The organism is Stenotrophomonas sp. 278 (assembly GCF_003935715.1).
Lineage (GTDB): Bacteria > Pseudomonadota > Gammaproteobacteria > Xanthomonadales > Xanthomonadaceae > Stenotrophomonas > Stenotrophomonas maltophilia_AH.
The window spans coordinates 1-4,788 of sequence record NZ_RHPP01000216.1; the positions used below are offsets into that span (position 1 = coordinate 1).

The following is a 4,788-nucleotide window of genomic DNA, read 5'->3' on the forward strand; positions in this document are numbered from 1 at the left end:
TTCCGGGTCTGCGCGGGCGGGGGCCGTAAAACCTCCAACGCGGGGGGGGCCGGCCAACGGCCGGCGCTACCGGTTCACACACCACGGAACCTTTGATTCATGCTTGAACAAACGCTCAACCACCTGCAGGCCCTGGTGTCGTTCGACACCCGCAATCCGCCGCGTGCGATCACCACCGGGGGCATTTTCGATTACCTGCGTGTGAACCTGCCCGGGTTCAACGTCGAGGTGATCGACCACGGTGCCGGTGCGGTCAGCCTGTATGCGGTGCGCGGCAACCCGAAGTATCTGTTCAACGTGCATCTGGATACCGTGCCGGATTCCCCGCACTGGAGCGCCGACCCGCACGTGATGCGGCGCGCTGAGGACCGGGTGATCGGCCTGGGCGTGTGTGACATCAAGGGCGCGGCGGCAGCACTGGTCGCCGCCGCCAATGCCAGCGATGGCGATGCCGCGTTCCTGTTCTCCAGTGACGAGGAAGCCAACGACCCGCGCTGCATCGCGGCGTTCCTGGCCCGTGGCATTCCGTATGAAGCGGTGCTGGTCGCCGAGCCGACCATGAGCGAAGCGGTGCTCGCGCACCGGGGTATCAGCTCGGTGCTGATGCAGTTCGCCGGGCGGGCAGGGCATGCCTCCGGCAAGCAGGATGCGGCCGCCAGCGCACTGCATCAGGCCATGCGCTGGGGCAACCGCGCGCTGGACCATGTGGAATCGCTGGCCCACGCGCGCTTCGGCGGCCTGACGGGCCTGCGCTTCAACATCGGTCGGGTCGAAGGTGGCATCAAGGCCAACATGATTGCCCCGGCCGCGGAGCTGCGTTTTGGCTTCCGCCCGCTGCCGTCGATGGATATCGACGCGCTGCTGGCCACCTTTGCCGGCTTCGCCGAACCGGAAGCGGCGCTGTTCACCGAAACCTTCCGTGGCCCCAGCCTGCCGGCCGGGGACATCGCTGAAGCTGAACATCGCCGCCTGCTGGCGCGCGACGTCGCCGATGCACTGGAACTTCCGATTGGCAATGCGGTGGACTTCTGGACCGAGGCCTCGCTGTTCTCGGCCGGTGGCTACACCACGATGGTGTACGGCCCGGGCGACATCGCCCAGGCCCACACCGCCGATGAGTTCGTGACGCTGGAGCAGCTGCAGCGTTACACCGATTCCGTGCACCGCATCATCGCCGCCGGTGCCTGATTGATGCGCGCGTCGCAGACCGCTGCGACGTTCCCCTTTCCTGCGGCTGCGGCCGCTTGTGACGAAACCGAAATGTCTCCTGCACTCCAGCCCCACCGCCAGACCCGCCAGACCATCGTGCGCCTGCTCTCCAGCATGGCCAGCGCGAAGGAGATCAGCCAGTACCTCAAGCGCTTCTCGCAGCTGGACGCCAAGCGCTTTGCCGTGGTCAAGGTCGGCGGCGCGGTGCTGCGCGACGATCTCGATGCGCTGACCTCCTCGCTGTCGTTCCTGCAGGAAGTCGGCCTGACCCCGATCGTGCTGCACGGCGCGGGCCCGCAGCTGGATGCCGAGCTCTCCGCCGCCGGCATCGTCAAGGAAACCGTCAACGGTCTGCGCGTGACCTCGCCGGAAGGCCTGGCCATCGTGCGCCGCGTGTTCCAGCAGTCCAACCTGCAGCTGGTGGAAGCACTGCAGCAGAATGGCGCGCGTGCCACCTCGATCACCGGTGGCGTGTTCGAAGCCGAATACCTGGACCAGGCCACCTACGGGCTGGTCGGCGAGGTCAAGAAGGTGAATCTCGCCCCGATTGAAGCGAGCCTGCGCGCCGGCTCCATTCCGGTGATCACCAGCCTGGGTGAAACCCGCTGCGGCCAGATCCTCAACGTCAACGCGGATTTCGCCGCCAACGAGCTGGTGCAGGAGCTGCAGCCGTACAAGATCATCTTCCTCACCGGCACCGGTGGCCTGCTGGACGAAGAGGGCAAGGTGATCGACTCGATCAACCTGTCCACCGAGTACGACCATCTGATCGCCCAGCCGTGGATCCACGGCGGCATGAAGGTCAAGATCGAACAGATCAAAGACCTGCTGGACCGGTTGCCGCTGGAATCGTCGGTGTCGATCACCCGTCCGGCGGATCTGGCCAAGGAACTGTTCACCCACAAGGGCTCGGGCACGCTGGTGCGCAAGGGCGAAAAGGTGCTGCGCGCCACCGCCTGGAGCGAACTGGACCTGCCGCGCCTGAAGGGCCTGATCGAATCCAGCTTCGGCCGCACCCTGGTGCCGGACTACTTCGACAAGACCAAGCTGCTGCGCGCCTACGTCAGCGAGAACTATCGCGCGGCGGTGATCCTCACCGACGAAGCCGAAGGCGTCTATCTGGACAAGTTCGCCGTGCTTGATGACGCGCAGGGCGAGGGCCTCGGCCGCGCGGTCTGGAACGTGATGCTGGAAGAAACCCCGCAGCTGTTCTGGCGCTCGCGCCACGGCAACCCGATCAATCATTTCTACTACGCCGAATCTGACGGCTGCTACAAACAGGATCACTGGAAGGTGTTCTGGTTTGGCGCGGACGGTTTCGAGCGTATCCGCAGCTACGTTGACCACTGCGCTGCCCGCACCCCCAGCCTGCTGGGCTGAGCGAAGAGAACCGCATGAGCACTTCCAAGACCTTCACCGTTGGCATCGTTGGCGCACGTGGCCACACCGGGGCCGAGCTGATCAAGCTGATCGCCGCCCACCCGAACCTGCAGCTGGGCTTTGTGTCCTCGCGCGAGCTGGAGGGCCAGCGCGTGGGTGACCATTACCCGGAGATCACCGGCGATCTGCATTTCGAGAACCTCGACGCCGAAGCCGTGGCCGCCAAGGGCATGGACGCGGTGATCCTCGCGCTGCCGAACAATCTCTCAGCCACCTTCGTGGCCGCACTCGACGCCGCCAAGCCGGACACCGTCATCGTCGACCTGTCCGCCGACCACCGTTTCGAAGGCAGCTGGTACTACGGCCTGCCCGAACTCACCCGTGGCGACTATGCCGGCCAGAAGCACATCAGCAACCCTGGCTGCTACGCCACCGCCATGCAGCTGGCGATCAGCCCGCTGCTGACCCAGCTGGCCGGCCCGCCGCAGTGCTTTGGGGTGTCCGGTTACTCCGGTGCCGGTACCACGCCGTCGGACAAGAACAACCCCGAGCTGCTGGCCGACAATCTGATGCCGTATGCGCTCACCAATCACGTGCATGAGCGCGAAGTGTCCGCGCACCTGCGCGTGCCGGTGGAGTTCATGCCGCACGTCGCCCCGCATTTCCGCGGCATCACCATGACCGTCAACCTGTGGCTGACGGATGTCATGACCCGCGAGCAGATCCTGGCCCGCTACCAGACCTTCTACGCACACGAGCCGCTGGTCGAAGTGATCGACCAGGCCCCGTGGGTGAGCCACATCGCCGGCCGCCACGGCGTGCAGATCGGTGGTTTCGACGTGGCTCCGGGCGGCAAGCGCGTGGTCGTCGTGGCCACGCTGGACAACCTGCTCAAGGGCGCGGCCACCCAGGCCATGCAGAACCTCAACCGGGCCCTGGGCCTGGACGAACTCACCGCGATTCCGCACTGATTGGAGCAAGACATGGCAGACCTTCTGTGGCAGAAGCCCGGCGTGGCGGTGGACGCCAAGATCCAGACCTTCCTGGCCGGCGATGACGTCATCCTCGACCGCGAATTTTTCCTGTATGACGTGACCGCCAGCAAGGCGCACGCGCAGGGCCTGCAGCACATCGGCATTCTCAGCAGTGAAGAGCTGGACGGCCTGCTGCGCGAGCTGGACATCCTCGCCGACGATTTCCGCAGCGGTGCGTTCGTGCTCGACGAGCGCTTCGAGGATTGCCACTCCGCCATCGAAGCGCGCCTGACCGAGCGTCTGGGTGACGCGGGCCGCCGCATCCACACCGGCCGCAGCCGCAACGACCAGATCCTGGTCGCCACCCGCCTGTGGCTGAAGGACAAGCTGCTGCGCGTGGCCGAACTCAGCCGGGAGATCGCCAAGGTCGCGCTGGACCGCGCCGAAGCCGAAAAGGACATCCCGCTGCCGGGGTATACCCACATCCAGCGTGCTGTGGTCTCCTCGGCCGGCATGTGGTGGGCCGGCTGGGCCGAAGCCTTCATCGACAACGCCATCCGCGCACGCGACACCTTTGCCCTGATCGACGCCAACCCGCTGGGCACGGCGGCCGGTTACGGCGTCAACCTGCCGCTGGATCGCAGCCACACCACCGAAGCGCTGGGTTTTGCGCGCATGCAGATCTCGCCGATCTACGCGCAGCTGTCGCGTGGCAAGTTCGAGCTGGCCGCGCTGGAAGCCCTCGGCGGTGCCACGCTGGATCTTCGCCGCATCGCCTGGGATCTGTCGCTGTTCACCAGCGGCGAGTTCGGTTTCGTGGCGTTGCCGGCGCAGTACACCACCGGCAGCTCGATCATGCCGAACAAGCGCAACCCCGATGTAGTCGAACTGCTACGCGCCACCCACGCCGCCGTAGCCGCCGCGCGCACCGAGATCGAGCAGTTGCTGTCGCTGCCGTCCGGTTACCACCGCGACCTGCAGAGCAGCAAGGGCGCGATCTTCCACGGCTTCGGCCGCGGCATTCCCGCACTGGAACTGCTGCCGGCGCTGCTGGCCAACCTGGAATGGCGCGACGACAAGCTGCGTGCCGCCATCGATTCGGGCATGTACGCCACCGACGTCGCGGTCGAAGCCGCCGTCGCCGGCGTGCCGTTCCGTGAGGCGTACAAGGCCGCGGCGGCCTCGGCCGACACGGCGGGCCAGGGCCGTACCCCGGAAAGCAGCC

General features: G+C 66.3%; 4 protein-coding genes. All 4 read left to right on the forward strand.

The features are described from left to right. The first annotated feature begins 99 nt into the window (after positions 1–99). Positions 100–1,188, forward strand: coding sequence for an acetylornithine deacetylase (locus EGJ34_RS20570; RefSeq protein ID WP_125362285.1), 1,089 nt, complete (start codon positions 100–102; stop codon positions 1,186–1,188). Positions 1,189–1,260: 72 nt separating this feature from the next. Continuing rightward, positions 1,261–2,589: an acetylglutamate kinase gene (locus tag EGJ34_RS20575; protein WP_125362286.1), complete on the forward strand. Its 1,329-nt coding sequence runs from the start codon at positions 1,261–1,263 to the stop codon at positions 2,587–2,589. A gap of 14 nt (positions 2,590–2,603) precedes the next feature. Beyond that, positions 2,604–3,560, forward strand: coding sequence for an N-acetyl-gamma-glutamyl-phosphate reductase (argC, locus tag EGJ34_RS20580; RefSeq protein WP_125362287.1), 957 nt, complete (start codon positions 2,604–2,606; stop codon positions 3,558–3,560). Between the two features lie 12 nt (positions 3,561–3,572). Continuing rightward, positions 3,573–4,788 (forward strand): argininosuccinate lyase (gene argH, locus EGJ34_RS20585; RefSeq protein ID WP_125362288.1); only part of this gene is annotated, 1,216 nt, incomplete at its 3' end.